This is a genomic window from Bradyrhizobium sp. 87, assembly GCF_023073015.1.
GTDB classification, from domain to species: Bacteria; Pseudomonadota; Alphaproteobacteria; order Rhizobiales; family Xanthobacteraceae; genus Bradyrhizobium; species Bradyrhizobium canariense_D.
This window is the reverse complement of record NZ_JADPIQ010000132.1, coordinates 1-4,859: the sequence shown is the minus strand read 5'-3', so window position 1 is coordinate 4,859 and position 4,859 is coordinate 1. Positions and strand designations below refer to the sequence as shown.

The following is a 4,859-nucleotide window of genomic DNA, read 5'->3' as shown; positions in this document are numbered from 1 at the left end:
TCAGCTCCTCCAATAGATATGCGCGCTCGTCGGCCGCCAGCAGCTCAATCCGCCCGACCGCTTGCCGCGCATCGGCCACCATCGCCCGCAGCAGCGCCAACAGATAGCCACGCTGCCGTTCGATCGTCGTGTGATCGAACAGCGCCGCCGCATACCCCAGCGTGCCGGCGATGACCTCGCCATGCTCGCCCAAGCTCAGCTCCAGATCGAACTTGACCTGATCGTACCCATCCCCCACAGCCTCCACACTCAACCCGGGAAGATCGAAGGATTGAGCGGCGTTGTTCTGCCAGGCCAACATCACCTGGAACAACGGCGTGTGATCAAGACGCCGCGGCGGTTGCACGATCTCCACCACCTGCTCAAACGGCAGGTCCTGATGCTCCTGCGCCGCCAAGGCCGTGCGCCGCGTCCGTTTGAGCAGCTCCGCCACGCTCGGCGCGCCCGACAGGTCGAGCCGCAGCGCCAGGGTGTTGACGAAGCAGCCGATCAGCTCCTCGACCTCGCGCCGACCGCGATTGGCGCTCGGCACCCCGATCACAAGGTCGTCCTGCCCCGACAGACGCGACAGCACCGCAGCCCACGCCGCCAGCACCGTCATGAACAAGGTCGTGCCATGCTGCTGGCTCAGCCGCCGCAAGCCCCGCGTCAGATCCGCATCGATCACGACCGCCACACCGGCCCCGGCAAACGACTGCTGTGCCGGCCGCGGCCGGTCGGTCCGCAAGGCCAGACGGGCCGGCGCGCCAGACAGGGCGTTGCGCCAATACTGCGCCTGGTTCGAGAGCCGTTCCCCTGTTAGCCACCGCCGTTGCCAGGCGGCATAGTCCGGATACTGGATCACAAGCGGCGGCAGCGGATCGTCGTCTCCGGCCACGAACGCCCGGTACAGCTGACTGAGCTCACGCGCCAATACGCCGATCGACCAACCGTCGGAGACAATGTGATGCTGGGTCAGCAGGAAGACGTGCTCATCATCCGAGATCCGGATCAAGCGGCCGCGGATCAGCGGGCCGCGCGCCAGATCGAACGGCGTGCGCGCCTCTTCCCTGCACAGGTCCAATAGCGCCTCGTCCGCATCCGGCCTGTCCCGCAGATCGTGCTCCACAACCGGCAGCCCCGCATCCTGCGGCAGCAGCTCCACCCAGGGCTTGCCCTCCGGCGCGACAAAGACGCTGCGCAGCGCCTCCTGGCGCGCCAACACACGGTCCAGGCTGCGCTGCCAGGCGCTGCGGTCGAGCCCACCCTTGAGCCGCCACGCCAGTGGAATGTGATAGTTCGTGCCGCTCTGATCCAGCTGCGCCAAAAACCACAGCCGCTGCTGCGCAAACGACAGCACAAGCGCCGCATCACGCGGCACGGCCACAATGGCCGGCAGGTCTTGCGCGCCGGAGCGGCTCAACTCATCCACGAGGCTCGCGGCCAGATCGGCCAGCACCGGTTTCGCAAACAGCGTGCTCAGCGGCAGTGCGACGCCAACAACCTGCGAGACCCGGCTCAACAGCCGCACCGCGAGCAGCGAGTGGCCGCCGAGCGCAAAGAAGTGGTCGTGGCGTCCGACCCGCTCAGCACCCAGAAGCTCGGCCCAGATCGTTGCCAGCGCGGTCTCGATCTCGCCTTGCGGTGCCTCATAGACGGCGCGTGCATACGCCTCATCTTGCGGCGCCGGCAGCGCCTTGCGGTCGAGCTTGCCGTTCGGCGTCAGCGGCAGCGCCGCCAGCTGCACAAACGCCGATGGCACCATGTACTCGGGCAACCGCTCACTTAAGTGCGCGCGCAAGGTGCCGGCAAGATCGCCCCCCTCAGCGTCGGCCGCATGCTCGGCCGCCGCGACGAGATACGCAACGAGTCGCGGCTCGCCCGTCCCATCCTGGTGCGCCACCACCACCGCCTCGCGCACCCAGGCGTGCTCGGCAAGCCGCGCCGCGATCTCACCGGGCTCGATCCGGAACCCGCGGATCTTCACCTGGTCGTCATTGCGCCCCAAAAATTCCAGATTGCCGTCCGGCAGATAGCGCGCCAGATCGCCAGTGCGGTACAGCCGGTCGGCTTCGACAAAGGGACTGGCGATGAACCGCTCCGCCGTCAGCTCGGGACGGTTCAGATAGCCGCGCGCCACTCCCGCCCCGCCGATGTAAAGCTCGCCCAGCGCCCCAGACGGAACAGGCGCACCATCACCGTCAAGCAGATACACCCGCGTGTTCGCAATCGGACGGCCAATCGTCTCAACGACAGCCTCTCCCCTTCGCAAGCAGATCCAGGTTGAGTACGTGGTGGTTTCAGACGGCGCGTAAAGGTTATAAATCTTCTCTACGCGACTGCTCTCGAAGGCCTTCTCTATGAGGCCTACCTTCAGCCGCTCGCCGCACGAATTGATCACGCTTGCGGAAACCGGCACGGCTTTCTTGTCGACCAGAGCGGCGATCGCCGAGGGCACTGTGTTGATCAAGGAGATATCCAAAGACCTCTCGGCCAACGCCAGCGCATTCTCAACAACGTAAAGCGTGCTTCCTTGCGAAAGCGGAACGAAGCACTCGTAGACGGACAGATCAAAACTGATCGAGGTGGAAAACAGGGTGCGGCTGATCTCTGATTCCGCAAACACCTCGCTGCTCCAATGCAGCAGGTTCACCGTGCTCGCATGCTCGATCATGACGCCCTTGGGCGTGCCTGTGGATCCGGAGGTGTAGATCACGTAGGCGAGATGGCGCGAGGTCAGGCCGAGCGCGCGCGGGTCGAGATTACAAGCGGGCAGCTCGGCCCAGGCGGGTGTGGCTGCCATAAGATCGACAACGCTCACATCGGCCAGCGCCTCAGGGCCAAGCGCGGCACGGCCGGCTTCGTCGGCCAGCAGCAGACGCGGCGCCGCATCCTTGAGCACCTGGTGCAGCCGCGCACTCGGATAGGCCGCATCCAGCGGCAGATAGGCGCCACCCGCCTTCAGGATCGCCAAAAGCCCCACCACCATCGCAACGCTGCGCGCAAGGCAGATCGCCACCGGCTGGTCCGGCTTCACCCCGAGTGCGATCAGATGATGCGCCAGGCGGTTGGCCCGCGCATTGAGCTCGCCATAGCTCAAGCGTTCGTCCGCACAGACCACCGCCACCGCATCCGGCGTCTTGGCGACCTGCGCCTCGAACAGCTCATGGATGCACCGCTCTGACGGATACGCCGCCGCCGTGCGGTTCAGTTCCTCCAGCAGGTACGCCCGCTCGTCAGCCGGGAGGATGTCCAGCTCTCGCACCGGCTTGTTGGGGGCATGCTCCAGCGCCTCAGCCAGTTGCTCAAGCGCCCGCTGCATGTAGCCGCAGACCCGGTCCGCAGATATGGGCGCCGCCACCTGCGCCGTCAGGCCGAGCGCCTCGCCAAAATCCTCCACCGACAAGGTCAGCGGATAGTTGGTGCGTTCTTCCGCACCCAACCATTCCACGCCGGATAGCACATCGTCCGGTCCGGAGCTTGGCGCTGGCGTGTTATGACGGTAGTTCAACAGTGCGCTGAACAGCGGCGCCGGCGCCGCAACGCTGCTGCAGCGTTGCGCCAAGGCCAGCGAGGCATGCTCGTGCGCCAGCAGCTCGGCCAGCCGGCGATGCGTGATCCGGACACTCGCCTCGACCCCGGTGCCATCCAGATCAAGCCGCAGCGGCAGGGTATTGATGAACAGGCCCATGGCGCGGTCGGCGCCGGCGCCTCCATGCATGCGGCCGAACAGCACCGTGCCGAACACCACCTGCTCACGCCCGCTGCTGCGCGCCACCACCTGCCCCCAGGCCAGATGGCACAGGCTCGCCAGGCTCACCCCGAGCCGCCGCGCCTGCACTCGCAGCCGCTCGTTGAGCTCGCGCGGCAGCATCCGCCGCGCCTCGCCGGCTCCACTGCCGTCGCCGCGCACCTCGCTCAGCCCAAACGGCAGCGTCGGCTCATCGATGTCTGCCAGCAGTCTCCGGAAGAACTGCTCATGCTCTTGCGCTCCAACTCCCAGTCGTGCCTGCGCCACCAGATTGCGGAACGGCTGTGGTGCTGCCAGCGCGTGATCGCGACCGCCGAGCACGGCCCGAACCTCGGCATGCATCACTTCCAGCGTGGAATGATCCCCGATCAGATGGTGCAGCAGCTCCAGGAGCAGCCAGCGCGCACTGCCGGGCTCGCGCGCAATCACAAACCGCAACAAGGGCGCCCGGCCAAGATCGATCCGGTGCTGACGCGGATCAAACTGTTGCCTGAGCTGCTCAGCACCATCAGATCCATCCAGCGCGACCTCGGTGACCTCGAGTGGTGTTCGCCGCCAAACCACCTGGGCCGGGCTCGACAGGCCCTCCCAGACAAACGACGTTCTTAAGATATCGTGCCGGTCCACCACCCGCTGGACCGCGGCAAGGTAGCGCTCCAACAGAGCCCGGTCGGCAAATGCCATCTGCGAGACCAGCAGGTATGGATCGCCTCGCCTCGCCAACAGATGATGGAACAGGATGCCGTCCTGCAGCGGCGACAGGGCATAAATGTCCTGGATGTTGCCGAGACCGCCAGGCACCGTGGCGACAATCCGGTCGATCTCCGGCTGCGCCAGCTCGATGAGCGGCAGCAGCTCTGGTGTAATCGCTGCACTCTGCTCCGTGATCAGGTTGGCGGGGATCGCCACCTCATGATGGCTGCCCAGGCTTGCGGCAAGATCGGCCAGCACCGGCTTGGCGAACAGGGTGCGCACCTCGACCCCAAGCGACAGCCGCCGCAAACGCTCCATCAGTTGAACCGCCAGCAGTGAGTGCCCGCCCAGCTCGAAGAAGTTGTCGTGCCGGCCGACACGTTCCAGGCCCAGAAGCTCGGCCCAGATCTGCGCCAGCGCGATCTCGATCTCGCCC

The 4,859-nt window shown here is 66.1% G+C and carries 1 protein-coding gene; it reads right to left on the bottom strand.

Annotation, left to right across the window (positions count from 1 at the left end; genetic code table 11):
* The coding region (locus tag IVB50_RS35085) for a non-ribosomal peptide synthetase (RefSeq protein WP_247299525.1) at positions 1–4,859 on the bottom strand (4,859 nt) is incomplete at both ends.